This window comes from Dactylosporangium sp. NBC_01737 (genome assembly GCF_035963215.1).
Taxonomy (GTDB): Bacteria; Actinomycetota; Actinomycetes; order Mycobacteriales; family Micromonosporaceae; genus Dactylosporangium.
Genome location: NZ_CP109153.1, coordinates 2,094,317 through 2,120,400 on the forward strand (window position 1 = coordinate 2,094,317; position 26,084 = coordinate 2,120,400).

The 26,084-nt window shown below is 69.7% G+C and carries 26 protein-coding genes; 15 read left to right on the forward strand and 11 right to left on the reverse strand.

From position 1 onward, the window contains the following. Positions 1-39 precede the first annotated feature (39 nt). From OHA72_RS09130 to OHA72_RS09140, 3 genes are read left to right on the forward strand one after another with little or no spacing between them, the layout of a single operon-like run. A complete protein-coding gene (locus tag OHA72_RS09130) occupies positions 40-1,674 on the forward strand; it encodes a sodium:solute symporter family protein (protein ID WP_327007395.1) in 1,635 nt (544 codons plus the stop codon). A gap of 18 nt (positions 1,675-1,692) precedes the next feature. Further along, on the forward strand, positions 1,693-1,977 hold the full coding sequence (locus OHA72_RS09135; protein ID WP_327007396.1) for a hypothetical protein: 285 nt from the start codon (positions 1,693-1,695) through the stop codon (positions 1,975-1,977). 43 nt (positions 1,978-2,020) lie between these two features. Then, complete coding sequence (locus OHA72_RS09140) at positions 2,021-2,164, forward strand: hypothetical protein (RefSeq protein ID WP_327007397.1); 144 nt, start codon at positions 2,021-2,023, stop codon at positions 2,162-2,164. Here OHA72_RS09140 and OHA72_RS09145 read toward each other — a convergent pair. Continuing rightward, the gene (locus OHA72_RS09145; protein WP_327007398.1) at positions 2,161-2,472 is read right to left on the reverse strand and encodes a hypothetical protein; all 312 of its coding nucleotides are present in this window, start codon (positions 2,470-2,472) and stop codon (positions 2,161-2,163) included. The genes OHA72_RS09140 and OHA72_RS09145 overlap by 4 nt on opposite strands. Positions 2,473-2,475: 3 nt before the next feature. Between OHA72_RS09145 and OHA72_RS09150 the strand changes: the two genes are divergently transcribed. The 3 genes from OHA72_RS09150 to OHA72_RS09160 are packed head-to-tail and all read left to right on the forward strand — an operon-like array spanning position 2,476 to position 5,642. Then, entirely contained in the window at positions 2,476-3,489 is a 1,014-nt protein-coding gene (locus OHA72_RS09150) for a hypothetical protein (protein WP_327007399.1), read from the forward strand. 18 nt (positions 3,490-3,507) lie between these two features. Continuing rightward, a complete protein-coding gene (locus tag OHA72_RS09155) occupies positions 3,508-4,203 on the forward strand; it encodes a response regulator transcription factor (RefSeq protein WP_327007400.1) in 696 nt (231 codons plus the stop codon). After that, on the forward strand, positions 4,200-5,642 hold the full coding sequence (locus OHA72_RS09160) for a sensor histidine kinase (protein ID WP_327007401.1): 1,443 nt from the start codon (positions 4,200-4,202) through the stop codon (positions 5,640-5,642). Before OHA72_RS09155 ends, OHA72_RS09160 begins: the two co-directional genes overlap by 4 nt. 149 nt (positions 5,643-5,791) lie before the next feature. Here the strand turns inward: OHA72_RS09160 and OHA72_RS09165 are convergent, their stop codons facing one another. Beyond that, positions 5,792-8,602, reverse strand: coding sequence for a PQQ-dependent sugar dehydrogenase (locus OHA72_RS09165; protein ID WP_327007402.1), 2,811 nt, complete (start codon positions 8,600-8,602; stop codon positions 5,792-5,794). Between the two features lie 258 nt (positions 8,603-8,860). Between OHA72_RS09165 and OHA72_RS09170 the strand changes: the two genes are divergently transcribed. Continuing rightward, positions 8,861-9,337, forward strand: coding sequence for an alpha/beta fold hydrolase (locus OHA72_RS09170; RefSeq protein ID WP_327007403.1), 477 nt, complete (start codon positions 8,861-8,863; stop codon positions 9,335-9,337). Here OHA72_RS09170 and OHA72_RS09175 read toward each other — a convergent pair. The 6 genes from OHA72_RS09175 to OHA72_RS09200 all read right to left on the reverse strand — a co-directional run bounded on the left by OHA72_RS09175 (position 9,325) and on the right by OHA72_RS09200 (position 13,815). Next, a complete protein-coding gene (locus OHA72_RS09175; protein WP_327007404.1) occupies positions 9,325-10,431 on the reverse strand; it encodes a hypothetical protein in 1,107 nt (368 codons plus the stop codon). The two genes, OHA72_RS09170 and OHA72_RS09175, sit on opposite strands and share 13 nt — an antisense overlap. Beyond that, a complete protein-coding gene (locus OHA72_RS09180; RefSeq protein ID WP_327007405.1) occupies positions 10,428-10,937 on the reverse strand; it encodes a SigE family RNA polymerase sigma factor in 510 nt (169 codons plus the stop codon). Before OHA72_RS09180 ends, OHA72_RS09175 begins: the two co-directional genes overlap by 4 nt. A 12-nt stretch (positions 10,938-10,949) precedes the next feature. Further along, entirely contained in the window at positions 10,950-11,861 is a 912-nt protein-coding gene (locus OHA72_RS09185) for a hypothetical protein (protein WP_327007406.1), read from the reverse strand. Between the two features lie 148 nt (positions 11,862-12,009). Continuing rightward, positions 12,010-12,477, reverse strand: a complete 468-nt coding sequence (locus tag OHA72_RS09190) for a Rieske (2Fe-2S) protein (RefSeq protein WP_327007407.1) — start codon at positions 12,475-12,477, stop codon at positions 12,010-12,012. 17 nt (positions 12,478-12,494) lie between these two features. Further along, the gene (locus OHA72_RS09195) at positions 12,495-13,073 is read right to left on the reverse strand and encodes a DUF6529 family protein (protein WP_327007408.1); all 579 of its coding nucleotides are present in this window, start codon (positions 13,071-13,073) and stop codon (positions 12,495-12,497) included. A gap of 16 nt (positions 13,074-13,089) precedes the next feature. Further along, the gene (locus OHA72_RS09200) at positions 13,090-13,815 is read right to left on the reverse strand and encodes a hypothetical protein (RefSeq protein ID WP_327007409.1); all 726 of its coding nucleotides are present in this window, start codon (positions 13,813-13,815) and stop codon (positions 13,090-13,092) included. Between the two features lie 144 nt (positions 13,816-13,959). On the opposite strand from OHA72_RS09200, the gene OHA72_RS09205 reads away from it, so the two are divergent. The 8 genes from OHA72_RS09205 to OHA72_RS09240 all read left to right on the forward strand — a co-directional run bounded on the left by OHA72_RS09205 (position 13,960) and on the right by OHA72_RS09240 (position 23,291). Next, on the forward strand, positions 13,960-15,867 hold the full coding sequence (locus tag OHA72_RS09205; RefSeq protein WP_327007410.1) for an adenylate/guanylate cyclase domain-containing protein: 1,908 nt from the start codon (positions 13,960-13,962) through the stop codon (positions 15,865-15,867). Beyond that, positions 15,864-16,520 (forward strand): Crp/Fnr family transcriptional regulator, encoded by a 657-nt coding sequence (locus OHA72_RS09210; RefSeq protein WP_327007411.1) that lies wholly within the window; start codon positions 15,864-15,866, stop codon positions 16,518-16,520. Before OHA72_RS09205 ends, OHA72_RS09210 begins: the two co-directional genes overlap by 4 nt. Before the next feature lie 288 nt (positions 16,521-16,808). Further along, entirely contained in the window at positions 16,809-19,064 is a 2,256-nt protein-coding gene (locus OHA72_RS09215; RefSeq protein WP_327007412.1) for an immune inhibitor A domain-containing protein, read from the forward strand. A gap of 52 nt (positions 19,065-19,116) precedes the next feature. Next, positions 19,117-19,554 (forward strand): hypothetical protein, encoded by a 438-nt coding sequence (locus OHA72_RS09220; RefSeq protein WP_327007413.1) that lies wholly within the window; start codon positions 19,117-19,119, stop codon positions 19,552-19,554. 37 nt (positions 19,555-19,591) lie between these two features. Then, positions 19,592-20,104 (forward strand): peroxiredoxin, encoded by a 513-nt coding sequence (locus OHA72_RS09225; protein WP_327007414.1) that lies wholly within the window; start codon positions 19,592-19,594, stop codon positions 20,102-20,104. Continuing rightward, positions 20,101-20,655 (forward strand): DsbA family protein, encoded by a 555-nt coding sequence (locus tag OHA72_RS09230; RefSeq protein WP_327007415.1) that lies wholly within the window; start codon positions 20,101-20,103, stop codon positions 20,653-20,655. Before OHA72_RS09225 ends, OHA72_RS09230 begins: the two co-directional genes overlap by 4 nt. Positions 20,656-21,103: 448 nt before the next feature. After that, positions 21,104-21,730, forward strand: coding sequence for a GOLPH3/VPS74 family protein (locus OHA72_RS09235; protein ID WP_327007416.1), 627 nt, complete (start codon positions 21,104-21,106; stop codon positions 21,728-21,730). Between the two features lie 46 nt (positions 21,731-21,776). Beyond that, a complete protein-coding gene (locus OHA72_RS09240; RefSeq protein ID WP_442788545.1) occupies positions 21,777-23,291 on the forward strand; it encodes an APC family permease in 1,515 nt (504 codons plus the stop codon). A gap of 64 nt (positions 23,292-23,355) precedes the next feature. On the opposite strand, the gene OHA72_RS09245 is transcribed toward OHA72_RS09240, so the two are convergent. From OHA72_RS09245 to OHA72_RS09255, 3 genes are all read right to left on the reverse strand, one after another. Then, on the reverse strand, positions 23,356-23,550 hold the full coding sequence (locus OHA72_RS09245; RefSeq protein ID WP_327007418.1) for a hypothetical protein: 195 nt from the start codon (positions 23,548-23,550) through the stop codon (positions 23,356-23,358). Next, positions 23,547-24,617: a LacI family DNA-binding transcriptional regulator gene (locus tag OHA72_RS09250; RefSeq protein WP_327007419.1), complete on the reverse strand. Its 1,071-nt coding sequence runs from the start codon at positions 24,615-24,617 to the stop codon at positions 23,547-23,549. The genes OHA72_RS09245 and OHA72_RS09250 overlap by 4 nt, the downstream gene beginning before the upstream one ends. A gap of 141 nt (positions 24,618-24,758) precedes the next feature. Beyond that, entirely contained in the window at positions 24,759-25,868 is a 1,110-nt protein-coding gene (locus OHA72_RS09255) for an MBL fold metallo-hydrolase (protein ID WP_327007420.1), read from the reverse strand. Positions 25,869-26,084: the final 216 nt, after the last annotated feature.

Below are 26,084 nucleotides of genomic sequence, written 5' to 3' on the forward strand. Positions count from 1 at the left end.
GAACGGGTGCAGACTCTCGCCGAAGGTCTACGCCTACAGATGGACGCGCTGGACTACGTCCTCCTGTCGCTCTACTTCATCACCGTCCTGGGCGTGGGTCTCGCCGCCCGCCGCTCCATCAAGAACAGCGCGGACTTCTTCCTGTCCGGGCGCTCGCTGCCGGCCTGGGTGACCGGTCTCGCCTTCATCTCCGCCAACCTTGGCGCGCTGGAGATCCTGGGCATGGCCGCGAACGGTGCCAAGTACGGCATCATGACGGTCCACTACTACTGGATCGGCGCCGTGCCGGCCATGGTGTTCCTCGGCATCGTCATGATGCCCTTCTACTACGGCTCCAAGGTCAGAAGCGTCCCGGAATACATGCGGCGCCGCTTCAACCGCCCCGCCCACCTGCTCAACGCGCTGTCGTTCGCGCTCGCGCAGGTCCTCATCGCCGGGGTCAACCTGTACGCCCTCGCCCTGATCATGCAGGCGCTGCTCGGCTGGCCGCTGTGGACCGCGATCGTGGTCGGAGCGGCGATCGTCCTGACGTACATCACGCTGGGTGGTCTCTCCAGCGCGATCTACAACGAGGTCCTGCAGTTCTTCGTGATCATCGCCGGTCTGCTGCCGATCGCGATCATCGGCCTGGTGAAGGTCGGTGGGATGGACGGGCTGTTCGCCGCGGTCCGCGACACGAAGCTCGGCGAGGCCGGCCTGCACACCTGGGCGGACACCGGCGGCAGCGACAACCCGCTCGGCGCGCCGTGGTGGGGCATCGTGTTCGGCCTCGGGTTCGTGCTGTCGTTCGGCTACTGGACCACGAACTTCGCCGAGGTCCAGCGTGGTCTGTCGGCCCGCAACATGAGCGCCGCCCGTCGCACGCCGATCATCGCGGCCTACCCGAAGCTGGTCATCCCGTTCGTCACCGTCATCCCCGGCCTGGTCGCGCTCGTCACGGTCAAGGGGCTCGGCGCCGACCAGGGCGACCTGCAGTACAACAACGCCATCCCGCTGCTCATGCGCGACTTCCTGCCCAACGGGGTGCTCGGCATCGCCGTGACCGGTCTGCTCGCGTCGTTCATGGCGGGCATGGCGGCCAACGTGTCCGGCTTCAACACCGTGTTCACCTACGACATCTGGCAGGAGTACATCAAGAAGGACAAGCCCGACGGCTACTACCTGCGCATCGGCCGCTGGATCACCGTGGTCGGCGTCGTGATCGGCATCGGCACCGCGTTCATCGCCTCCGGATACAGCAACATCATGGACTACATCCAGGCGCTGTTCTCGCTGTTCAACGCCCCGCTGTTCGCGGCGTTCATCATCGGCATGTTCTGGAAGCGGATGACCGCGTGGGCGGGCTTCTGGGGGCTGCTGTGCGGCACGATCGCGGCGTTCATCACCTACGCCGGCTACAAGTGGTGGGGCTGGTTCACGTTCGGCTCCGACCTGGACGAGTCGTTCTGGGGCGCCGGCATCGCGTTCGTGACGGTCACGATCGTCTCCGTCGTCGTCACCCTGTTCACCACCCGCAAGACCGATGAGGAGCTCAGCGGTCTCGTCTACGGCATCGGCCGCCACGACCTGAGCGCCGGCGCGATCGCCGGTGACCAGGCCTGGTACCGCTCGCCGATCCTGCTGGGCATCGGCGCTCTGGTCCTGGCCGTCGCGTTCTACCTGCCGTTCCTGTAGTGGAGAGGGTGTCTGCACATGTCTGACCAGACGACGAAAGCGGAGACCGCCAGGGCGGCCCGGCTGTTCGACGTGCGCCGCGTGATCGGTGGGCTCTTCACCGTGTACGGCGTGATCGTGACGATCCTCGGCATCTTCGACTCGCAGGCGGAGATCGACAAGGCGGCGGGGGTCCGGATCAACCTCTGGATCGGCCTGGGCATGCTGGCGCTCGGGCTGCTGTTCCTGCTCTGGCAGTGGTGGCGCCCGGCCGAGCCGCCGCCGCCGAGCGACATCCCGCCGGCGGATGAGATTCGGGAGTAACAGCCAGTTCCGGGGTCCGGCGCGGTGAGGGAAACTGCGCGGCATGAAGATCGTGCTCGCCGACATGGCGCCGGACCCGGACCCGGCCACCAACGCAGTGATCGTCGTGGTCGCGCTCGGCGTGGTCGTGGTGGTCGCCGCCGTCATCCTGCTCGTCGTCTGGCTCCGCCGCCGGGCCCGTTCCTAGAACACCAACCCGATGAGCAGCGACGCGGCGTTCGCGCCGAGACTCGCCACCAGCAGCAGCGCCGGGTCGCGGCGGGTCGCCAGCCACAGCACGGCGGCCTCCGCGACCACGACCGCAGCTTCCGCGCTCCACAACGCGCCGGCCGACGGGCTGGGCGCGAGCGACCACCACAGCAGCGGATGCGTCAGCAGGTTCACCGACACGCCCAACAGCACGGCGCGCCCGGCTGTTGCAAAACGCAACGCCGTCAGCGCCAGCACATACAGCGGCACCTCCACGGCGAGGGTCAGCAGCAGCGCCTGGATCACCCGATGAAGGTAACGCTGCCGTTCCTGCTCGCGGCCGCGGCCGCGCTCGCCGTCGCGCTCGGCGCGCCCCTGGCCACGACGGTGCTCGGACTGATCGCGTTCGGAGTGCTGCACAACGTCCTGGAGCTGCGGTATGTGACCGGCCGGTTCGCGCCGGTGCTCAGCGGGCGCTTCCTGGCCGTGCTGTTCGGGCTGATCAGCGCGATCGTGCTGTGCCGGATCGGGGCGCTGTTCGTCGGGCAGCCGGCGCGCGACGCCGAGATCCTGGTCGGCTACGCCGTGCTCGCCGCGGGGTGCGCCCACGCGCTGCGCGGGTGGCTGCTCGGGGGTGCGGGCACGGTGCTGGCGCTCGCGGCGGTGGTCTCGCTGTCCTGGCCCGGCTACCACTTCGTGGTCCTGGCGCACCTGCACAACGTGGTGCCGCTGTTCTTCCTGTGGGAGTGGGCCGCGGCGCTCCCTGTCGTGACGCGCCGCTGGTTCCGGAGCGTCCAGGTCGGCTGGGTGCTCGTGCTGCCGCTTGCCGTCCTCCTCGGCGCATTCGACGGGGCACTGGGCAATGTCTCCGCCTCGACGGTGGCGTCGTTTGCCGGCGACCCCGCGAAGATCGTCGCGCTGAGCGCGCCGCCCGGATCCGACGCGCTGATCGGCGCACGATTCCTGGTCGTGTTCGCATTCCTGCAGACCATGCACTACTTCGTCTGGGTCTGGTTCCTGCCCCGGCACGCCCCCGACGCCGCTCGGGCCTTCGAGAGCCGGGTGCCATGGCTGCGTGGGCGTCGGGCGTGGGCGCTCGGGACAGGGATCGGCTCCGCGCTCGCCGTGCTGTTTGCCGTTGACTACACGTCCGGGCGGGCCATGTACGGCGCATTTGCCTCATATCACGCGTACCTGGAGTTCCCAGTGTTGCTGGCGATGCTGCTCGGGGCCAATGCAGCGCGTTCACAGCTGGTTTTCAGGGAAACCGCAACGGACGGCCAGGAAGGGGTTGCACTCTCGACGTTGACAAGGGAATCCTGACCGAACCGGGAGCGAATCATGACGCGGCTGCTTGTGGTCGACGACGAGCCGGACATCGTCGAGCTGCTGTCCGCGAGCCTGAAGTATCACGGCTACGACGTGGCCAGCGCCACGAGCGGCCGTCAGGCGATGGAGGAGGCGCGCCGCTTCCGCCCCGACATGATCCTGCTCGACGTCATGATGCCCGAACTGGACGGCTTCGAGGTGCTGCGCAAGCTGCGCGGCGAGGGCACCCGCGTGCCGGTGCTGTTCCTCACCGCCCGCGACGCCACCGAGGACAAGATCAAGGGCCTGACCCTCGGCGGCGACGACTACGTCACCAAGCCCTTCAGCCTCTCAGAGATCCTCGCCCGGATCCAGGCGGTGCTGCGCCGGGTCGCCGACCCGGCCGGCGGCGCCGCGGCCCCGTCGTCGCGGCTCACCTTCGCCGACATCGAGCTCGACGAGGACACCCACGAGGTGTTCAAGGCGGGCCACGAGGTCCAGCTGTCGCCGACGGAGTTCAAGCTGCTGCGGTACTTCATGACCAACCCCGGCCGCGTGCTGTCCAAGGCGCAGATCCTGGACCACGTGTGGCAGTACGACTTCGGCGGCGACGCCGGCGTCGTCGAGTCCTACGTGTCCTACCTGCGCAAGAAGATCGACACGTCCGAACCGCGCCTGCTGCAGACGCTGCGCGGGGTCGGCTACTCGCTGCGGCTGCCACGGACATGAGGGCGTGGCCGCTGCGGGTCAAGCTGGTCGCCCTGATGCTGGTGCTGCTGGCCGCCGCACTCACGATCACCGGTGGCATCGGCCTCTACAGCACCCGCAACTACCTGAGCACCAAGCTGCAGGCCCAGCTCACCGAGACCGTTCCGCGGGCGGGCATGGACTGCACACCGGCGGGGGTGCCCCGGCCGCGCGACAACGGTCCGCACGGGCCCGCCCTGGGCAGCGGCTACTGGGCGGCCTGCGTGGCCGGCGGCACCGGCACCATCACGAAGGCCACCTTCGACCCGCGCACCGCGCAGCAGGCCGAACCCAAGCTGCCCGGCAACATCAAGGACCTCGAGGGTCCCGGACCGTTCTTCACGGTGCCGTCGACCGACGGCACCGGCCACGACTGGCGCGTGCTGCTCGCCCGTGGCCGGGACGGCGGCTACGTCCTGGTGGCGCTGAGTGAGGACGAGATCGACGAGACCGTCAACCAGCAGCTCTGGGTCACCGTCGGCGTCGGCGCCGGGGTTCTGCTGCTGCTCGCGGTCGTCGCGTACCTGCTCGTGCGGTCCAGCCTGCGCCCCCTCGTCGAGGTCGAGCAGACCGCCGAGGCGATCGCGGCCGGGGACCTGACGCGACGCGTGCCGGAGGCGGACCCGCGCACCGAGGTCGGCGGCCTGTCGACGGCGCTGAACACGATGCTCGGCCAGATCGAGACGGCGTTCGAGGAGCGCCGGGCATCCGAGGAGGCCGCGCTCGCGTCGGAGGAGCGGATGCGGCGCTTCGTCGCCGACGCCAGCCACGAGCTGCGCACCCCGCTCACGTCGATCCGGGGCTTCGCCGAGCTGCACCGCCAGTCGGGCCGCGCCGACGACTACGTCGGCCGGATCGAACACCACGCCACCCGCATGGGCCTGCTCGTCGACGACCTGCTGCTGCTCGCCCGGATGGACCAGCAGCGCCCGCTGGAGAAGAAGCCAGTCGACCTGCTCGCCCTGGCCACCGACGCGCTCATCGACGCCCGCATCACCGCCCACGACCACCGGCTGCGCCTGCGTACCCAGGGCGGCGACGACGATGACGACGTCGAACCGGCGATCGTCCTCGGCGACGAGACCCGCCTGCGCCAGGTGCTGCAGAACCTGATCATTAACGCGCTGACCCACACCCCGGCGGGCACCGAGGTCACCGTCTTCGTCGGCACCGAAGGCCGCGACGCCGTCCTCGAGGTGTCCGACAACGGCCCTGGCATGACGCGGGAGGACGCCGAGCGGGTGTTCGAACGCTTCTACCGCACCGACCCGAGCCGGACCCGCGCGCTCGGCGGATCCGGCCTGGGCCTGTCGATCGTCAGCGCCCTGGTGGCGGCCCACGGCGGCAAGGTGACCCTGCGCACCGCCCCCGGCAAGGGCGCCGCCTTCCGCGTCACCCTCCCCCTGGCCCCGCTCGCTTGATCAAAGGACGCCCGTGGTCGCCGGGGTGGCCACCGACGTCCTTCGATCACGTTCACAAGATCGTCCGCCGGCGCCGAACCGCGGCGGTGGGCCGTTGATCAACGGCAGGAAGGGCGGACCGCCGGCGAAGCGGTCCGCCCTCCGCTGGGTTACGGGTGCGTCCAGGTCTGGGCGCCCGTGCCGTTGCAGTCGTAGATCTGCAACTGGTTGCCGTTGGTGGTGGTCGAGCCGGGGATGTCCAGGCACTTGTTGGCCTGGGGGTTGCGGATCGAGTTGTTCGCGCCGATCACCCACTGCTGGGCGGCGGTGCCGTTGCAGGTGTACAGCTGCACGGGCGTGCCGTTCACCGTGCCGCTGGCCTTCACGTCGAGGCACTTGCCGGCCAGGCCGGTGAGGGTGCCGTTGGCGTTGACCGTCCACTGCTGCGCGCCGGTGCCGTTGCAGTCGTAGATCTGCACCTTGGTGCCGTCGGCGGTCTGGCTCGCGTTGATGTCGGCGCACTTGCCGAGCGCCGTCAGCGGGCCGGTCCGGGCGCCGGGGGTGCCGATGCCGGGGCCGGTGAACGTGTAGCTGTCCAGGTCGAGGATCGCCCCGGTGCCGCCGGTGAACACGATGTACAGGTCGTGCGTGCCGTCGTCAGGCTTCGTCACCGGGCCGCTGACCTCGGCGTACGTCTCCCAGCCGCCCGTGTTCGGCACCGTCAGCCGGGCGACCTCGGTGCCGGTGGGCGAGTCGTAGCGGAAGGAGACCGTGCCGCCGCCACCGCCGGACGAGACCCTCGCCTTGACGCCGGTGATGTTCTTCAGCGATACCGCGTGGTGCCGGACGCTCTCGCCGGACTGGATGTCGCCGAGACGTTTGCCGCCGTCCGCCGCGGCCGCCGTGATGACCTGCGGGCCTGACAGCGACACGTAGTGCTCGGCCTGCCAGTACTTGGGCCACAGCGTGAACTCCGAGGAGCCGGTCAGCGGCACCGAGCCCGACGCGCCGTTGTCGGTGTAGGTGGCGCGCACGACGAAGAACAGCACCGAGTCGGGTCCGGCGTGCACCGGCCCGGTGTTGAAGGTGGCCGAGCAGCCGGTGCCGGCGCCCTCGTCGTGGGCGTGCTCCTGGTGGCCGAGGGCGACCGCGATCACGATCTTCGAGCAGTCGATCGGGCCGTCCTGCGGGTCGGTGGCCGAGGCGGTGACGGTGAAGTTGTCGTTCCAGTCGAACATGCCGCCCGCCGGCACACCGGAGATCGTGACGGTCGGGCGGTTGTTGCCGACGGTGATCGGCACCAGCGTGGTCCCGGTGTGACCGGCCGGGTCGCGCACCGTCAGCCGGGCCTGTTTGGCTCCGTTCGTGGTGTACGTGTACGCCGGGTTCGCCGCCGTCGAATCGGTGGTGCCGTTGTTGTCGAAATCCCAGGCGTAGGTGATCGCGTCGCCGTCAGGGTCGCTGGAGCCGGCGCTGGAGAAGGTCACCGCCAGCGGCGCGAGGCCGTTGTCCTTGTTCACGGTGGCCTTGGCGATCGGCGAGCGCCCACCCTGCACATAGTTGATCTTGTACAGGCCGGCGTCGGCGGCGCCGGAGAAGTAGCCGCTGCCGTACTCCAGCATGTACATCGAGCCGTCGGGGCCGAACTGCCAGTCGATCGGGTGCACGAACGGCGACCCGGCGAGCACCGGCTCGACCTGGCCGGCTACGGGGTTGCCGGTGGCCGGGTTGCCGTTGTCGAAGTTGACGGCCTTGACCCAGTTGCGGCAGTACTCCGAGATGATCCACTTGTTGTCGTAGTACTGCGGCCACTTCACCGAGGAGTTGAGGTTGGGGTCGTAGTGGTACACCTCGGTGTGGTTCGGCGATCCGCAGCCGCCCGGGCTGTCCAGCTGCGGCCACTGCACGCTGCCGCCGTGCTGCTCCCAGACCAGCGCCGGCCTGGTCGGCGGGAGCTGCTGCAGGCCGGTGTTGCGGGGCGAGTTGTTGACCGGCCCGGTGCTGCCGCCGCACGGGAACCAGCCGCGGGGCGCGTTGGCCGCGAAGTCCCAGTCGTTGTAGGCCACGTTCGGCCCGCCGCAGTAGGGCCAGCCGTAGTTGCCCGGTTCGGTCGCCCGGTTGAACTCGTCGAACGCCGCCGGGCCGCGGTTGGCGACCGTGGCGCCCGCGTCGGGGCCGACCTCGCCCCAGTACAGGGTGTTGTTCGCCTTCGTGTCGACCCAGATGCGGTACGGGTTGCGGTTGCCCATCGTGTAGATCTCGCCGCGGGTCTGCGCCGTCTGCGCGAACAGGTTCCCGGCCGGGATCGTGTAGGTGCCGTTGCTCTCCGGGTGGATCCGGTTGATCTTGCCGCGCAGGTCGTTGGTGTTGCCCGCGGTGCGCTGGGCGTCGTACTGCGGGTCGCGGCCGGTCCGCTCGTCGATCGGCGCCATGCCGGCCGAGTCGCCGCCGGAGTTGGTGTTGTCGCCGACCGCGAAGTACAGGTTGTTGCCGCTGTCCCAGGTCATCGAGCCGGCCGAGTGGCAGCACAGGTTCCGCTCGGTCGGCCACTCGATGATCATGTCCTCGCTGGCGGGGTCGAGGACGTTGGTGGTGGCGTTGAACGTGAACCGGGAGATCCGGTTGACCAGCGGGGTCACCTTCGGTGAGTAGAAGATGAAGACCCAGCGGTTGGTGGCGAACTGCGGGTGCAGCGTGATGCCGATCAGGCCGTCCTCGAAGCGCGCGTCCAGCTGGAGCGTCAGCGCCACCGTCGTGGACTGGGTCGCCGGGTTGTACAGCCGGACCTGACCGCCGCCCGCGGTGGTGCCCCGGTTGATGTACATGACCTTGCCGTCCGGCAGGACGGCCAGCTCGATCGGCTCACCCATCGTGAGACCGCCGTCGAGCTTGACCTTCTCGAAGTCGCTGGCGGGCGGCGGTGCCGCGGCGGCGGCGCCCGGAGCGGCGGTCTCGACGGCCGCGAACGTTGCAAGACTCACGAGACTCGATGCGATCAGGACCAGGGCTGACGTGCCGACGGTCCATCGTCGGCGGTGGGGTGGTTTCACCGGACCTCCTGTTAGCGGACTGCCCGATGGACTCCCGCCGACTGGAGGACATCGATGTGCGCCAGACAGTAGCGTCTTTCGTTCAGAAGCAACAGACTTTCTTCTATATCGACGAAAGTTGACCGCTGGACCGTTCACTCTTGCGGGGTGCATGCGAACAGCCGGCCGCCAGTTGGGTATGGAGTGGGGGTGTTCGAGGACCGGGTCGACCTGTGGGACGTCACGCTGCGCGTCCGCCGGGAGGGGACGGGCCCTGCGGTGCTGCTCCTGCACAGCCACGCCGGCACGCTGGACGTCTGGGACGACCTCGCTGCGGCCCTCGCCACCAGGCACGCCGTGGTCCGTCCCGACCTGCGCGGCTATGGCGGCTCGGACCGCGCCACGGACGAGGCGTGGCCGGCCCTGGAGCACGAGATGGTGCTGGACTGCCTCGCCCTGATGCATGCCTCGGGCCACGACACCTTCGCGGTGGTTGGCGTCGACCTGGGCGCGCACGTGGCGGCCCGGCTGGCAGCGGAACACCCGACGAAGATCGACCGCCTGGTCGTCATCGACGCCGTTCCGCTGCCCCCGCCGACCCGCCCGACCCTGGTGCTCTGGTCGGGCGGGGCCCCGTTCGGCGGGCCGCTGCTCGACTTCCTCGGCGCCGGGCCTCAGGACCGGTAGAAGGCGACGGCGCCGGCGTCGTGCGCCGGCACGGGATAGGTGTGCACCACCTTGAAGGACCGGTCGAGCACCTTCACCTGGGTCGCGGTGACCACAACCGCGCCGTCCGGGCGGAACCAGACGTGCTCGAACGTGCCGAGCGGCATGCGCTGCTTCGCCACCGTGTCGTAGACCAGCGCCGTGGAGTACACATGGGACGGGTCGCTGTTCACGTTGCCGAGCGCGACGTACCGGCCGTCGTCGGACACGGCCTGGACCGAGGTCGGGCAGCCGGCGGTCTGCTCGCATTCGGCCAGGCCACTGACGGACACGTCCCGCGGCGCGCTGCCGTCCACCTTCGAGATCCTGACGGCGTTGTACTGGTCCGGCGAGATGTATGCCGTCCTCGTGCCGCTCGGGGAGTACACCAGGTACTGCGGCGAGCCGGTGAACGGGCTGCTCGCGCCGGTCGTTGCGTCGTACCGGACACCGTCGGCGATCAGAGTCGTGCCGTCCGGCGTCCAGACGACCGTGCTGCCGCCGGACCAGTTGACGTTGCGCGCGACCGTGCGCCGCGTGCCGCCGGCGGCGACGACCACCAGGTCACCCGGGTGGATGTTGCTGATGTCCGGCGAGGTGTTGATCGCCAGCCGGGTCCCGTCCGGCGACGGCGTCGCGTAGATGTCCTTGCTGGTGGCGGTGCCGAAGGTGACCGTCTGCAGGGTGCCGTCGACGTAGCGGTGCAGCTCGATCGGTTTCCCGGCCTTCAGCGTGAGGAACGACAGCGCGCCCGGGATCGCGTCCGCCGTGGACGCCGGCGGAGAACTGGGCGGGGAGCCCGGCGTGGACGCCGCGGTGGACGGCACGGTGGACGGCGGCCGCGACGGCGAGGCCGAGACCCCCGGCAGCACCGGCGGTCCGTCCTCGGGCCGCAGTTGCAGCAGGGTCGCGCCGCCGGTCAGCGCCGCCAGCACCGCCACCGCGGCCGCCGCCGTGACCACCGTCCGCCGGGTCCGCAGCCGCCGCGAGGTGCGGTCCACCCGGTGCCGGAGGTCGGCGAGGTCGGTACCGGTCATCTCGTCGGCCAGGTCGTCGAACTGTTCGTGCAGGTTCATCGGAACATCCCCTCCGTCGCCAGGTCCGGCAGCGCCTTGCGCAGCGCCGTCAGACCGCGCGACGTGTGGCTCTTCAACGTGCCGATCCGGCAGCCCAGCAGCTCGGCGGCCTCCGCCTCGCTGTGGTCCTCGAAGTAGCGCAGCACCAGGGCCGCGCGCTGCCGGGTCGGCAGGGTCAGCAGCGCCTGTCGCAGCGCCAGCCGGTTTGCCGCGTCGCCGGCCTGGTCACGGCCGTCGCGGCGCTCGGGCAGCTCGCCGGGCAGCGACTCCGGGACGCGTCTGCGGCGCCACCGGCTGACCTGCAGGTGGTACATGACCTGCCGGGCGTACGCCTCAGGATTGCCACCGTCACGCAGCTTCCTCCATGCGCGGTGCGTGCGTGCCAGGGCGTCCTGCACCAGGTCCTCGGCGAGGTGCCGGTCACCGGTCAGCAGGTACGCCGAACGCAGCAACGCGGGAGTCCGGGACCGGTAGAAGGCCTCGAAGTCGTGCTCGTCCTGTTCCATCGCCGCGGAGACCTACGCGGTGTAGAACAGCTCGCCGGCGGCGGGCGCCGGGAAGGTGCCGGTGACCCGCCACGACGCGTCGACGACGTGCAGCCCCTGGTCATCGGCGATGACGGCGCCGCCGGCGGCGGTGAACCACACGTGCTGCAGGTGCGGGTACGCCCTGAGGTTGACGGCCTCGCCGGTGCGGGTGTCCACGACGAGCGTCGTGGCGGCGGTGTGGCCCGGGTCGGTGTTGCCGCGGCCCAGCGCCACGTAGCTGCCGCTGTCGGAGACGGCCTGGACGGCGAAGGGGCAGGCCGTCTCGCACCCGGGCAACTTGGAGACGTCGACGCTGCGGGCCTTGCCGCCGTCGGCGGCCGCGACCCCGACCGACTGCTCGGACCTGGCGTAGGCGACGGTGCCGCCGCTCACGGAGTACGTCAGGTACTTCACGTCGCCGAAGCCGGTCGCCTTGGGGGCGCCGCCGGACACCGCGAACTGGATGCCGCCGAGGACGACCGACCTGCCGTCCGGGGCCCAGGTCGGCGCCGCGCCGCTGCCCCAGGAAAGGTTGTGGGCCAGCGCCCGCCGCTCCCCGCCGGCGTCGACGACGACCAGGTCGCCGGGGGCCACGTTGTGTGCGTCCGGGCTGCTGATCAGGGCGAGGTGCTGCCCGTCGTAGGACGGCCGGGCCAGCACGTCCCCGGCGGCGGCGGTGCCGAACGCGACGGTCTTGCCGGCCCGCTGCAGGGTGATCGGCTTGCCCTCGGCGAACGTCAGCACCGACAGGGTTCCCGGAAAGCCTTTGGTCGCGGCGGGCGGCGCCTTGTCCTGGACCGTTGGGCTCGGTGCGGGGGTCGGCTGTTTCGTCTGGCAGCCGGCGAGCCCGGCGGCAAGGGCGACGGCGGCGACGGCGGCGACGGTCCGGGCGATGCGGTTCATGGGGTGGCATCCCTTCCGTGGTGTATGCCAGTGACCGCTATAGAAACGCCACCCCCGCCCGATCGGGTTACCTGGATCCGGAAGTTTTCCCCGACAGCCGAGTGCCCGGGATCCGCAGGGGGATCCCGGGCACCCGACCCTGTGGGAGTTAGGCCTTGGTGATGGCGTCGCCGTTGACCTTGATGGCGACGGCCTTGAGCGCCTTGCTGGCCGGGCCGTTCGCGACCGAACCGTCGGCGACCTTGAACTTGCTGCCGTGGCACGGGCAGTTGATCGTGCCGCCGGACACGTCTCCCACGACGCAGCCGGCGTGCGTGCACACCGCGGTGAAGCACTTGAACTGGCCGGCGGTCGGCTGGGTCACCACGATCTTCTGGTCTTCGAAGATCTTGCCGCCGCCGACGGGGATGTCGGAGGTCTTCGCGAAGCCGCCACCGCCGCCGGCCGGGGCGCCGCCGTCACCGGTGGCGCCCGTGGCACCGGCGCCGGTGTCCGCCGGGGCGGGCGCCGCGGTGTCGGTGCCGGTGTCGCCGTAGGCCGCGCAGCCCGCGAGGGCCGCGGTGAGCCCGACCGCGCCGGCGCCGGTCAGCAGGGTCCGTCGAGTCGTGTTGCTCATGGTTCTTCGATGCCCTTTCAGATCTTGACGCCGAATGTGGTGAAGAACCACAACGCGGAGGTGACGAACAGGCCGGAGAGTGCGGTGAAGACGAGGCCGCCGAACAGGGGCAGCGCCCAGCCGGGCACGCCCTTCTTGGCCAGGATCAGCATCTTCGCGGCGAAGGTGCCGTAGAAGAAGCAGCCGAGCAGCGAGTGCATGAGCACCCGCGTGTCGAAGTCCGCGAAGCCCAGGGCGTACAGGCAGTGCAGCGCGACCGGGATCGAGGCGATGAAGGCCAGGCGTCCCGACCAGCGGTGCACCCCGCCGAGCCACGACGCGTTCTTCAACGGGATCTTGCCGTACATGACGAGCGCGGTGAACAGCTGCACGATCGCGAGCGCGAAGGCGAGCGTGGCGAGCCAAACCTTGACCGTCTGCGGGCTGGAGAAGCCCGCGACGTTCACCGCGATACCGGTCGGCTCGTGCAGCTTGCCGTAGACGCCGAGGGCGCCGGCGACGAAACAGGCGACCAGCACCGGCACGATGAGGGTCGCGGCCGTCTTGGGGTTGGTGGGCTGGATGACCGGAGCGGTCTGGGTCTCATCCGGGGACATGTGGACGGCTCTCCTCTCAGTAACCGGAGCTGGCGTTGGGGTCGCCCGCCTCGATCGGGATCTTCGTCCCGTCGACCGTGGCGGTCTTGCTGTTCACGTCGAACGGCGGTGCCTCACTGGTCTCGCCGTTCTTGTTCTTCTGCACGCCGACCTGCTTGCCGTCCGGCAGGACGACCCAGCTGGCGTCGAGCTTGTTGCGCAGCGAGGCGGCCGAGCGGTACAGGCCGGAGGGCGCCGTCGCGGTCTTGACCGTGAACCCCCACGACTTGCTGCCGGCGGTGACGTTGCCCTTGACCTGGCCGCCGCCGTAGGTGCCCTTCAGGTTCCCCTGCGGTCCGGTCAGGTCGATCTGACCGTTGGCCATGGTGCCGTTGAGCCACGCCTCGACCTTCTTGCCGTCGCAGACGTAGGCGATCGCCTTGCCCTTGTTGACGACGATGGCGAGCGACGCCGCGCCGCCGTCGACGGACCCGGCGTAGGTGACCGTGCCCTGCTGGCCGGCGTTGCCGGTGCCGTCACCGACTTGTGCGCTGGACGCCGCCGCGCTCGGCGGCGGGTCCGTTGTCGGCTGGGTGGTCGGCTGCGCGGAGCCCGGTGCGGCCGGCGCCGCGGCGGTCGTGGTCTGGTTCGCCGCAGCGTTGTTCTTCTCGACGTCGTTGCTGAGGTCGACGTTGAGCGTGTACAGAACGCCGGCAACTACAAGTCCGGCGCCGAGCGTGATGAGCGGTGCCTTGAACTTCATCGGTGACTCCCACAGTTGATCGCACCCGTCAGGTGCTTCGGTGAATATGAGACCGAGGTTGGCGTACGGTGTCTGCGTCCAAAGACGCACAACGCAACTGCTGCAATGTCGCCAAAGTGACCAGCTCAGAGAATGGTGCGTGCGATGCCTCGTGTCGTTGTGTGGGCAACCCACCTGGCGTTGCCCCTCGCCGGTCTGTGGTTGCTGCTGACCAGGCCCGGGGCCGACCAGATCTGGCAGCACCACGACACCCACTTCTGGCTGGTCATCACGGTTGCCGCGGTCAACGTCGCGGTCGGCGTCGCGATGAGCGTCGCCGCGCACCGCCGCCAGGACGGGCGGTTGTTTCTCGTCTCGCTGGTGTTCCTGGCCGGCGCGGGTTTCCTTTTCGCGCACGCGCTCGCCACGCCCAAGGTCCTCATCGCGCACCCCAATGCCGGCTTCGACATGGCGATGGCGGTCGGCCTGATCATCGGTTCGGTGCTCGCGCTGGTGTCGTCATTGCGACTGCCGGCCGGCATCACGCGGTGGCAGCTGGCCCTGCGCCCCGCTTTGGGGCTGGTGCTGTTCGCCTGGATCGTCGTGTCGGTGCTGGACCTGCCGCCGCTCAACCGGCAGACCCAGGTGCGTGACGTCGAGGGGCCGATGGTCGTCGCCTCGTACGTCGCGGTCGCGCTGTACCTGGTCGCCGCGGTGCGCTTCTACCTGCGGTACCGGCGCGCGCCGGGCGTCGTGCTGATGTCCGTGGTGACCGCGTTCGCGCTGCTCGCCGAGGCGATGCTGGCGGTGACCCTGGCTGACAAGTGGCGGCTGTCGTGGTGGGAGTGGCACCTGATCCTGACCGCGGCGTTCCTGTTCGTCGGGTACTCCGCGTACGTGCAGTACCGGCGGGAGGGCAGCGCGGCCGGCCTGTTCGACGGCATCGCGGTCGCGGAGACCACCCGCCGCATCCGGGCGCAGTACGAGACGGCCCTCGAGGAGCTCGTCACCGCGCTGCAGGAGTCGGAGGCGGGCGGCCGGCCGGAGCGGCTCGCGGCGCGGATGGCGGAGCGTTTCGGCCTCACCGAGAAGCAGGCGGAGGTCCTCGACCGGGCCGCCGCCGCGCTGCTCGCCGAGCGGGACCTGTCCGGCCGGCTCGGCGCTCTCGTCACCGTCGGCGAGCAGGCCCGCGTCGGCGCCGGCGAGGAGGAGTTCCTGCGCTCGGCGGTCCAGGCGGTCCGGCCGTCGTTCGGCGACGTCGAGGTCGGCCTGGTCTCCGGCGGCGTGACCCGCGTGACCGGCGCCGACGTGCTGCCGCTCACGGTCAAGGGCAAGGTCGCCGGCGGCGTGCGGATCCCCGCCGACGGCCGGCCCGAGCTGCGCGCGACCCTCGCCAACCAGCTGTCGATCGGTCTGGAGAACTCGCGCCTGTACGGGGAGCTGTCGACGCTCTTCCGCCAGTACATGTCGCCGGACGTCGCGGCCGCCCTGCTCGCCGACCCCGACCAGGCCGCGCTCGGCGGGCAGCTGGTCGACGTGACGGCGCTCTTCGCCGACCTGCGCGGCTTCACGACCTTCTCCGAGGCGGTCGAGCCGGGCGAGATCGTCGAGATGCTCAACCGGTACCACGGGGTCGCGGTGCCCTGCATCCTCGACAACGGCGGCACGATCGTGCAGTTCGTCGGCGACGCGCTGCTGGCGCTGTTCAACGCGCCCGCCCGGCAGGACGACCACGAGACGCGGGCGGTCCGGGCGGCGCTGGAGATGCAGGACGCGGTCCGCGTGATCGCGACCGGGCACCCCGACTGGCCCCGCTTCCGCGTCGGTGCCAACACCGGGCCGGCGCTGGTCGGCAACATCGGCAGCGAGCTGCTGCGCGGCTTCAACGCGATGGGCGACGCCGTCAACGTCGCGGCGCGGCTGCAGACGATCGCCGAGCCGGGTCAGGTCGTCATCGGCGGCGCCACCTTCGACGCGCTCCGCGACGTGGTCGCGACCCCGCTCGGCGACCTTGAAGTGAAAGGACGCCGACAGACAGTCCGGGCATATGTGGTGGAGACTATGGCGTCGTGACCGAGTTCTACGAGCTTTTGAGCGCCGACGAGCAGGCCGCCCTGGAGGCGGCCGGGCATCGCCGGCAGTGGAAGCGCGGCGCGGTCATCTATCGCGAGGCGAGCCGCTCCGAGTCGGTCATCGTGCTCAAGGACGGCCGGGTCAAGGTCTCCTCCGACACCGCCTCGGGCGTCGAGGTCGTGCTCGCCGTGCGCGGGCCCGGCGCGCTGCTCGGTGAGTTCTCCGCCGTCGACGGCGGCCCGATGTCGGCGACCGTCACCGCGCTGGAGCCGGTGACCGCGCTCGCCGTGCCGACGCCGGAGTTCGAGCGGTACCTGCTGGGCCACGCGCGCGTCTCGATGCTGCTCATGCGCGAGGTGATCCGCAGGGTCCGCGACGCCGACCGCAAGCGGATCGAGTTCGGCGCCTACGACACCACCGGACGGGTCGCGGCGCGCCTCGTCGAGCTCGCGGAGCGCTTCGGCGAGCAGACGGAGGAGGGGCTGCGGATCAGTCTGCCGCTGTCGCAGGACGAGCTCGCGGGCTGGACCGGATCGTCCCGGGAGGCGGTCACGAAGGCGTTGCGCACGCTGCGTGAGGAGGGCTGGATTCAGACCGGCCGCCTGCACGTGATCGTCCGCGACCTCGCCGCATTGAGAGACCGCGCTCAATAGCTGGATTCACCCTTGCTTTGACCCTTGCAACTATGCGCATACCCGGTTGTTGATCTTTACAGGCAATAAGGACCCCCTAGTCTCTCGCGACAGGTGCATCGAGGCATCGACATCATGCCTGGGTGCTTTCGCCCCACCAGGGAGGTACCTGTGCGTAAGTTGACCGTGGGACTTTTGAGTCTCACGCTTGCGTCGGGTATGGGGGTGTTCGCCGGTGGTGGTGCTGCGTATGCGGTGCCGGCATCCGGGGGACCGTCCGTAGCCGACGCCGCGTCACCCTCCGACGAGTTGCCCAACCCGTTGGAGGACAAGCGGCGCGAATCCCGTGAGGTCGCGATCTCGCAGATCCTGAGCGGCCAGGCGACGCCGGAGAAGCGTGGATCCAGCACGGTCGTCAAGATCGGCCAGAAGGGCCCGAGCGGTAAGGGTGGCGACACCAAGACCAAGAAGGCCCGCGTCGACCAGTACGTCGAGCTGAGCCGCGAGAAGACCGACAAGATCTTCGTCGTCCTCGCCGAGTTCGGCAATACGCGGCACCCGAGCTACCCGGACCAGGACACGTCCGCCGCGACTCCTGGCCCCACCGTGTTCGACGGGCCGCTGCACAACGCGATCCCCGCCCCGGACCGGTCGGTCGACAACTCGACCGTCTGGGAAGCGGACTTCAGCCAGCAGTACTTCTACAACAAGTACTTCGCGACCGGCAGCGGCGCGGAGTCCTTGAAGACGTACTACGAGAAGCAGTCCTCGGGTCGCTACAGCGTCGAGGGTCTCGTCACCGACTGGGTCAAGGTCCCGTACAACGAGGCCCGGTACGGTCGCAGCAACGGCTACCCGTGCGGCAGCAACGTCTGCAGCAACACCTGGTACCTGATCCAGGACGCGATCAACGCGTGGGTCGCGGGCCAGCAGGCGCAGGGCAAGACCGACGCCCAGATCAAGGCCGCGCTCGCCTCCTACGACCAGTGGGACCGTTTCGACTACGACGGTGACGGCGACTTCAACGAGGCCGACGGTTACATCGACCACTTCCAGATCGTCCACTCCGGTGGCGACCAGGCCGATGGCGACCCGTACCAGGGCGAGGACGCGATCTGGAGCCACCGCTGGGCGGCGTTCCAGAACTTCACCAGCGGCCCTGCGTTCAACCAGATGGGCGGCACGCAGATCGGCTCGACCGGCCTGTGGGTTCGTGACTACACGATCCAGCCCGAGAACGGCGGCCTGAGCGTGTTCGCGCACGAGTACGGCCACGACCTCGGCCTGCCGGACCACTACGACACCTCGGGCGCCGGCGGCAACGCCGAGAACCCGGTCAACTGGTGGACCATCATGGCGCAGAGCCGGGTCAGCAAGCCGGGCGACAACAACATCGCGGACCGCGCGGCCGACCTCGGTGCGTGGGACAAGCTGCAGCTCGGCTGGCTCGACTACGAGATCGTCGTGGCCGGGCAGAACAAGACGCTGGACCTCGGGCCACACGAGTACAACAGCAACAAGGCCCAGGCGGTCGTCGTCGTGCTGCCGAAGAAGCAGATCGTCACCCAGCTGCCGGCCCCGCCGGAGGGCACCAAGTCCTGGTGGAGCGGCTCCGGTGACAACCTCAACAACTCGCTGACCCGCACCGTGACGCTGCCCGCGGGCACGTCGACGCTGAGCTTCAAGGCGGCGTGGGACATCGAGGACTGCGGCCCCGACGCGTGTGACTACGCCTACGTCGAGGTGGACGACGGCACCGGCTTCAAGTCGGTCCCGGGCTCGATCACCACCGCGGCCGAGGGCAACGGCATCGACGGGACCAGCGCGGGCTTCGTGCCGGCGACGTTCGACCTGTCCGCCTACGCGGGCAAGACGGTCGGCCTGCGGTTCCACTACTTCACCGACGGTGCCGCCGGCGGCCAGGGCTTCTTCGCCGACGACATCAAGGTGACCAACGGCGCGACCACGGTCTTCGCCGATGGTGCCGAGGCCGGGGCCAACGGCTGGACCGCGGTCGGCTTCACCGCCGTGGGCAGCACGCTGACCACCGCGTACGACAACTTCTACATCGCCTCGAACCGTCAGTACGTGTCCTGGGACCAGTACCTGCGGACGGGCCCGTACAACTTCGGGTTCGCCGACCGGCCGGACTACGTCGAGCACTTCCCGTACGAGCAGGGGCTCCTGGTGACCTACTGGGACACCTCCTACTCGGACAACAACACCAGCCAGCACCACGGTGGTGGCCTGATCCTGCCGATCGACGCGCACCCTGACCTGATCTACAAGCTGGACGGCACCCCGTGGCGTCCGCGCATCCAGGGCTACGACGCGACGTTCGGCCTGACCAAGGCCAGCTCGTTCACGCTGCACTACGGCCCGAACAGCACCCCGAGCTACATCCGGGGCCAGAACGGTGTCGCGACGTTCGACGACAGCAAGAACTACTACCGTGAGGACCCCGCCACCAGCACGTACTACGGTGTCAAGGTCCCCAACAACGGTGTGAAGATCAAGGTGCTGTCCACGAACGGCACGACTGTGAAGATCCGTATCACCGGCTGAAGTAGTAGCCGCTGACGCGGAACCACGCACAACGGGAGGAGGTCCAAGTGCTATGAAACGAGCACTGGGCCTCCTCCTCGCCGTCACCACCGTGTCCCTGGCCGGCTGTGCCGCCAGGTCGACCGACGACGCCGCCGCGCCGCCGCCCTCCGCCTCGGCCCCCGGCACCCCGACGCCCGCGCCGTCCGGTTCGAAGGCCGTGCCCAGCCCCGGTGACTCGGTGATCACGCTGCCGTCCGGGGTACCGAAGACGACCGCTCCGCACGAGCCGACCGACGACTTCACCGTGCTCACCACCACCGGCCAGATCCGGCTCGAGGGCGCCTGCGTCGAGCTGGTCACGGACAAGGTGGTGTGGCTGCTGATCGGCCCGCCCGCCGCGGGGCTCCGCGCCGGCCAGCGGGTCAAGGTCACCGGCCTGCCCGACCCCGGGTTCGAGTCGCAGTGCACCGGCAGCCCGTTCAAGGTCACCACGGTCACCCCGGCCTAGTGACCCGTCCCGCGGCGCAGCGGCGAACCGTTGAGGAATGAGCGGTTCTGTATCTCAGCCCGTGCCCCAGGCGGTGCTTCGTGCCGGACAGCGGGCACCTGACTTCGAGTTGCCCAGCGCACCCGACCACCGGGTCGGCACGTCAGAGTTCCGTGGCCGCCCGGCTGTGCTCGCGTTCTACCCGGCCGACTGGAGTCCGGTCTGCGGCGACCAGATGACGCTGTACCAGGCGGTCATGCCGGAGTTCGAGCGCTACAACGCCGGCGTGATGGGCATCTCCGTGGACAACGTCTGGTCCCACCGGGCGTTCGCCGAGGATCGGGGGATCACGTTTCCGCTGCTGGCGGACTTCGAGCCCAAGGGTGAGGTGGCCCGGCAGTACGGCGTCTACGACGAGCACAGCGGCGTCTGCCAGCGGGCCCTCTTCGTGCTCGACGGCGAGGGCGTGGTGGTCTGGAGCCAGGTCGCGCCGCCCGGGGTCAACCCGGGCGCCGACGGGATCCTCAACGCCCTCGAAGGGCTCGACAGCGGACGGCGGCCGGTGCTGTGACCACGACCCCGTTCCAGGTGACCGTGGCCCGGCTGGTGGTGCCGGTCGGGCCCGAGGAGCACACCCTGTCCGACGGCCCGGTGTCGCTGGTCGAGTACGGCGACTACCAGTGCCCGTACTGCGGCATGGCCCACGCTATCGTGCAGGACCTGCTGCGGCTGCGGCACGAGACGATCCGGTACACCTACCGGCACTTCCCGCTCACCAACGTGCACCCCTACGCCGACCTGGCCGCGGAGGTCGCGGAGGCGGCGGCGGTCCGGGGGAAGTTCTGGCCGGCGCACGACTGGCTCTTCGAGCACCAGCGCAGCATCAACCCGCGCCAGCTGATGGTCGGTGTCGAGCGGCTCGGCCTGCCGTCGGAGGAGATCGCCGAGGAGGTCGGCGCGCACGTCCACCTCGACCGGGTGCGGCGCGACTTCGTCGGTGGGGTCCGCAGCGGGGTCAACGGCACGCCGACGTTCTTCATCAACGGGGTCCGCCACGACGGCGGCTACGCGCTGGAGGAACTCCTCGAGGCAGTGGACGAGGCCGCCGAATCGATTGTCTGACCTTTATGCAACGTGAGGCCGGTTCCCATCACGCGCCGTATGGGAGCCGGCCCGCCCGCGTGTTCACCGCCGGTTACCCAGCGCGATATCGATGGTTGACTTCTGTACCGCAATCATCAGCGAATAAAGCTCAACAATGGCCTTGCCGTACGGATCTGAATGTTACAGACCGTGTGATCAGGTGACCTTTGGACCCGAATTACGTCTGATCACGCTCGGTAGCGTTGACTAGCTGAGTCAACCGTCAATATCACTTTGCCAGTTAGCCGATCATTCAAATCCTCATTACATAAGTTGCGGAGCACTGTCCCCGCAGTGCATGCTTTCGCGTTGGGTCTGTGAGATCTTTCGGAACCAAACTGAGCTGAAGACGGAAGTGTGGTGACGGTGCGCGCCGGCTGGTGTTCGTGGCGCCCTTCACCCTGCCCTCTTCGAGGAGTGCGGGCGGATGCTGCTTGCAGATGACTTCTTCCTGATCGCGCACGACGACCGGGACGGCCGGTCCCGCCTGTCGCAACGGGCGGTCGAGCTCGGCCTGGCCGGAGCGATGCTCGGCGAACTGGTCCTGGAGCAGAGGATCGTCTGCGAGGGCGACCGGCTCAGGGTCATCAGTCACGAGCCTCCCTCAGACCCTTTGGCGCACACCAACCTCGCCACCATGATGGCCGAGATCCAGCACCGCGAGATCCGCACCTGGCTGCTCTTCCTCGGCCAGACCGCGGTCGACGCGGTCGGCCAGCGGCTCGCCCGTGTCGGGCTGGTCGAGCAGCACCAGGTGCGGCGCCTCCTGCGCACCTCGACCCGCTGGATGGCCACCGACATCAACCTCCCCGCAGGGCGGGTCGTGCGACTGCGCCGCCTGCTCACCGGCCACGAGCCGATGCGGGTCGCCGACACCACCCTTGCCGGACTGGCCGACGCCACCGGACTGTCCGGTCACGTCCTGTGGGACACCGACCAGAACAGCGTCAGAAGACTTCAGCAGGCGGTCAGCGCACTGCCGCCACCACTGCGAGACCTGATCCTCCAGGTCGAGTCGGCGGTCGGCGACGCAGTGCTCTCGCAGCGCGGCTAGCGGACTTTCCTCTCCCCTTCCCCCCAACAAACCCCCTGGAGGACCGATGTCCGCAACGTCGCCTGCGCGACCGAGCGTGGTATCACAGGCACTGGCCCGGGACCGTCTCGGCGTGCCGTCCGTCATCATGTTCGCCCTCACGGCGGCCGCCCCCCTCATGGTGGTCGGCGCCCTCGTCTCATCGGCGTGGGGGTGGGTCGGTGTCACCGGCTTCCCGCTCGCCTTCGTCATCATCGCGATCGTCCTGGCGATGTTCAGCTTCGGCTACGTCGCGATGTCCCGGCACATCACCAACGCCGGCGCGTTCTACAGCTACATCTCCCAGGGCCTCGGTCGCCCGCTCGGCGTCGGCGGCGCGCTGGTCGCGCTGCTCGCCTACAACCTGCTGCAGATCGGCCTCTACGGCGCGTTCGGCTTCTTCGCCTCGGTCATCCTGGCGGACAAGGCAGACCTGACCGTCGACTGGTGGATCCTGGCGCTCGCGCTGTGGCTCATCGTCGCGGTGCTCGGCCTGCTGCGCGTCGACGTCAACAGCAAGGTCCTCATGGTCCTGCTCGGCGCCGAGCTCATCGCGGTGACGATCTTCGACTTCATCTTCCTCAGCAACCCGGCCGAGGGCGGCGTCAGCTTCGAGCCGTGGGCATGGGGCTCACTGAAGGACGCGGCCGGCCCGGCCTTCGCGGTCTGCATCACGGCCTTCGTCGGGTTCGAGGCCGCCCCGGTCTTCGCCGAGGAGGCCCGCAGCAAGAACCGGACCGTCGCGGTGGCCACGTTCCTCGGCCTGGCCGTCATGGTCGTCTCCTACGCCGTCACCAGCTGGGCCGCCGCGGTCAGCATCGGCGTGGACGCCACCGTCCCGATGGCGCAGACCCCGGAGATCGCCCAGGCCGGTGGCCCGTTCTTCCCGGCCCTGGCCGAGAAGGGTGGTGCCTGGGCCGCCGACCTCGGTCTCGTCCTGCTGACCACCAGCATCGCCGCCGCGGCCCTGAGCTACCACAACACGACCGCGCGGTACGCATTCGCGCTCGGCCGTGAGCGGGTCCTCCCGGCGTTCTTCGGCCGCACCCGGGCCCGCTCCGGCGCACCGGCCTCCGGCTCGCTCTTCCAGACCGCGATCGCGCTCGTCGTGCTCGTGCTCTTCGCGGTCCAGGGCTGGGACCCGATGCTCAACCTGTTCTTCTGGCTGGGCACCTCCGGCGGCGTCGGCGTGCTGTTCCTGGTCTTCGCGACCTCGCTGTCGGTGATCTTCTACTTCCTGAAGGACGCCCGCGGTGAAGGCGCATGGTCGCGGCTCATCGCGCCGATCCTGTCGTCGGTGGCGCTCGGGTACATCATCTGGCTCGTCGTCGACAACTTCGGCGGCCTGCTGGGCTTCCAGCCCGGCACCGAGAACGCCGCGGTCTGGGCGTTCCCGGCGGCCTACGGCGCGGTCGCGGTCATCGGCATCATCTGGGCCCTGATCCTGCGGGGCATCAGCCGCCAGGACTACGACTCGATCGGTCTCGGCGCCCGCGCCAACACCGCCCGGTCCGACGCCCCGGACTACGCCACGCAGTCATAGTTCGGCGTTGCACGACGAAAGAGCCGGGGCGGCCGCCCCGGCTCTTTCTGTTCAGCTGGACCAGTTACCCGTAGGTGAGGGCCGGCGTGGGCTCGACTCGGTCGGCCGCGCGACGCAGCGTGCGAGCGGTGAAGTTGCGCATCTTGCCCATGGTGGCCGACTCGCGGCGACGGTCGTCGACGACGGGGGCGTTCGGCATGGCCGAGTTCGCCTCCAGGCGGACGGCCTCCAGCGACATGATCAGTGCGATCGGGGTCATGACTTCTCCTTGGCAGTGTTGGGTCCGGTGGTCGACCTGACCACCAGGGATACGGGCAGCGTCAGGCGACGCAGCGCCGGGTCTTCGGGCGGGTCGAGCAGCAGCTCGCCCGCGAGCCGCCCGCGCTCGACGCTGGGCTGGCGGATCGTGGTGAGCCCGGCGGCATCGGCCTCCGGGATGTCGTCGAAGCCGGTGACCGAGGCGTCCCGGCCGGCCTGCAGGCCCCGCACCCGCAGCGCGTCGAGCACGCCGAGGGCCAGGACGTCGGAGGTGCAGAGGATCGCGGTCGCCCGGTCGAGCCGGTCGAGCGCGTGGGCGGCCGCCGCGGCGCCCTCCTCGCGCTGGTTGCCCGCCGCGTTGATCAGCACGACCTTCTCCCACGGCACCCCCGCGGCCAGGAACGCGTCGCGGAAGCCGCGGACCCGCTCGCCGGTCACGTAGTAGCGCAGGTCATCGGGGTCGGCGTGCACCTGGCTGGTGACGCCGTCGTCGACGATCCAGTGCGCCACCACCGCGATGTCGCGGTGGCCGAGGTTGACGATGTGCTCGCCCAGCCGCCGGGCCGCCGCGCGCTCGTCGATGCCGACGTAGCTCGCCTCCGGCCCGAACGCCTGCGGGTCCTCACCGATCACCACCGGCACGCCGCGGGAGCGGACCAGCTCCAGCGCCGAGTGCCAGTCGGGGACGCAGTAGAGGCAGAAGGCGTCGACGGCGGCGTTGCTGATGACGCGCCGGCCGGCCGCCTCGTCCTTGGGCAGGTTGAGCAGCAGCAGGGAGGTCTCCCTCGCCGAGGCCGCCTCCGCGAGTCCGCGCAGGTAGGCCACCGCGTAGGGATCGGTGAAGGCCATCGACAGGTTGTCGGTCAGCAGCACACCGATCGCGTTGACCTTGCCGCTGCGCAGCGAGCGCGCCGTCGGGTTCGGCCCCGAGTAGCCCAGCCGCTGCGCCGCCGAGAGGATCCTGGCGCGCAGCTCGGGGGAGAGCTGATCCGGCCGGCTGTAGGCGTTGGACACCGTGCTGCGTGACACGCCGAGCTCGTCGGCGATGGTCTGCAACGTGGCCTTCATGGTTCAGTTCCCTCCCTTCTCTGCATCGATCCAGTTCCTTCTGTATCGATACAGTACGTCGGGAGGGAGTCAGACCGCCAGCCTTTTGTCGGGTCCTGGCATGTGTGCCCTGACACGTGCCCTGACCTGCTCATTTAACCCTTACGCAATGGCCCGCCACCATGGTTCAACTGCCGGCAACGCGTCGATGTTGAGTCGGTCACCTGGACGGGGGATCGCCAGCGTGATGTCACGGGCGGCCGCCTCGTCCAGCAGCCGCTCGACCGGCTCCGACCACGCGTGCACGGCCAGGTTGAACGTGCACCAGTGCAGCGGGATCAGGACCCCGGCCCGCACGTCGAGGTGCGCGCTCGCGCCGTCCTCGGGCTTCATGTGGATGTCCGGCCAGGCGTCGCCGTACGCCCCGACCTGGATCAGCGACACGTCGAACGGCCCGTACTCCTCGCCGATCTCCTTGTAGCCGCCCCAGTAGCCGGAGTCGCCGGTGTAGAACAGGCTGCGCCGCTCGCCCTTGACCGCCCAGGACGCCCACAGGGTGCCGTCGCGGCTGAACCGGCGGCCGGAGAAGTGCCGCGCCGCCGTGGCGGTCAGCGTGACGTGCCGGACGTCCACCGACTCGTCCCAGTCCAGCTCGACGATCCGGTCCAACGGCACGCCCCAGCGCTCCAGGTGCGCCCCGACGCCGAGCGGGACCAGGAACGGCGCCTGCTGCGTGCGGGCCAGCGCCTTGATCGACGCCAGGTCCAGGTGGTCGTAGTGGTCGTGTGAGATCACGATCGCGTCGATCCTCGGCAGCTCCTGCACGCCCAGCGGCATCGGGTGCAGCCGCTTCGGTCCCACGAACGACGTCGGCGAGCAGCGGTCGCTCCACACCGGGTCGAACAGCACCCGCACGCCTTCGACCTCGGCGAGGGCCGTCGAGTGACCCAGCCACGTGACGTGCAGGTCGCCGTCCTGCTTCGCGGGGAACGCCGGCTTCACCACCGGGATCACCCCCTTCGGCCGCCTCGGCTGCTGCCCGAAGATCAGCTCGCGGAACGCGGCGGCCATCGCGCCGTCCGGCAGGACCTCCCGCGGCACGGGGTTGACGAACTTGCCCTCCCCGTACTGCGGGGAACGCCGCATCCGCTCCGCCCTCGCACCCGAGGCCGCGGCGCCCAGCTGCGCCGGGAGGTCACGCAGCGCCCACGCCACCCCACCCGCCGCAGCCGCGACCGCCGCCAGGGTCAGGACCCGTGTCGTCTTGCCCATGCTCCGTCGACCTCCAGTTCACCCGCTATGTCGTGAGCTTCAGCACCAAGCTTTCCATCGGCACCACATCCACGGTTGCACGGATTTTCCACTGTTCCTGCCGTCACGGCCCGTCACAAGCCCCCTCATCAGCGCAAATGCCTCCGAAGGCCGTGGCAGGTGCCGGTCGGCGCGTGAGCGAACAGACAGAACCGGCAGGTCGTGCCGTCTTTCCGG

What these genes read in the sequence shown, in the direction of transcription:
- OHA72_RS09175 (WP_327007404.1), bottom strand. Translation starts at nt 10,431, where the DNA reads ATGAACCTGCACGAACAGTTCGACGACCTGGCCGACGAGATGACCGGT.
- OHA72_RS09245 (WP_327007418.1), bottom strand. Translation starts at nt 23,550, where the DNA reads ATGACCCCGATCGCACTGATCATGTCGCTGGAGGCCGTCCGCCTGGAG.
- OHA72_RS09160 (WP_327007401.1), top strand. Translation starts at nt 4,200, where the DNA reads ATGAGGGCGTGGCCGCTGCGGGTCAAGCTGGTCGCCCTGATGCTGGTG.
- OHA72_RS09250 (WP_327007419.1), bottom strand. Translation starts at nt 24,617, where the DNA reads ATGAAGGCCACGTTGCAGACCATCGCCGACGAGCTCGGCGTGTCACGC.
- OHA72_RS09235 (WP_327007416.1), top strand. Translation starts at nt 21,104, where the DNA reads ATGCTGCTTGCAGATGACTTCTTCCTGATCGCGCACGACGACCGGGAC.
- OHA72_RS09205 (WP_327007410.1), top strand. Translation starts at nt 13,960, where the DNA reads ATGCCTCGTGTCGTTGTGTGGGCAACCCACCTGGCGTTGCCCCTCGCC.
- OHA72_RS09240 (WP_442788545.1), top strand. Translation starts at nt 21,777, where the DNA reads ATGTCCGCAACGTCGCCTGCGCGACCGAGCGTGGTATCACAGGCACTG.
- OHA72_RS09225 (WP_327007414.1), top strand. Translation starts at nt 19,592, where the DNA reads ATGAGCGGTTCTGTATCTCAGCCCGTGCCCCAGGCGGTGCTTCGTGCC.
- OHA72_RS09195 (WP_327007408.1), bottom strand. Translation starts at nt 13,073, where the DNA reads ATGTCCCCGGATGAGACCCAGACCGCTCCGGTCATCCAGCCCACCAAC.
- OHA72_RS09140 (WP_327007397.1), top strand. Translation starts at nt 2,021, where the DNA reads ATGAAGATCGTGCTCGCCGACATGGCGCCGGACCCGGACCCGGCCACC.
- OHA72_RS09220 (WP_327007413.1), top strand. Translation starts at nt 19,117, where the DNA reads ATGAAACGAGCACTGGGCCTCCTCCTCGCCGTCACCACCGTGTCCCTG.
- OHA72_RS09150 (WP_327007399.1), top strand. Translation starts at nt 2,476, where the DNA reads ATGAAGGTAACGCTGCCGTTCCTGCTCGCGGCCGCGGCCGCGCTCGCC.
- OHA72_RS09180 (WP_327007405.1), bottom strand. Translation starts at nt 10,937, where the DNA reads ATGGAACAGGACGAGCACGACTTCGAGGCCTTCTACCGGTCCCGGACT.
- OHA72_RS09200 (WP_327007409.1), bottom strand. Translation starts at nt 13,815, where the DNA reads ATGAAGTTCAAGGCACCGCTCATCACGCTCGGCGCCGGACTTGTAGTT.
- OHA72_RS09255 (WP_327007420.1), bottom strand. Translation starts at nt 25,868, where the DNA reads ATGGGCAAGACGACACGGGTCCTGACCCTGGCGGCGGTCGCGGCTGCG.
- OHA72_RS09185 (WP_327007406.1), bottom strand. Translation starts at nt 11,861, where the DNA reads ATGAACCGCATCGCCCGGACCGTCGCCGCCGTCGCCGCCGTCGCCCTT.
- OHA72_RS09135 (WP_327007396.1), top strand. Translation starts at nt 1,693, where the DNA reads ATGTCTGACCAGACGACGAAAGCGGAGACCGCCAGGGCGGCCCGGCTG.
- OHA72_RS09155 (WP_327007400.1), top strand. Translation starts at nt 3,508, where the DNA reads ATGACGCGGCTGCTTGTGGTCGACGACGAGCCGGACATCGTCGAGCTG.
- OHA72_RS09190 (WP_327007407.1), bottom strand. Translation starts at nt 12,477, where the DNA reads ATGAGCAACACGACTCGACGGACCCTGCTGACCGGCGCCGGCGCGGTC.
- OHA72_RS09130 (WP_327007395.1), top strand. Translation starts at nt 40, where the DNA reads ATGGACGCGCTGGACTACGTCCTCCTGTCGCTCTACTTCATCACCGTC.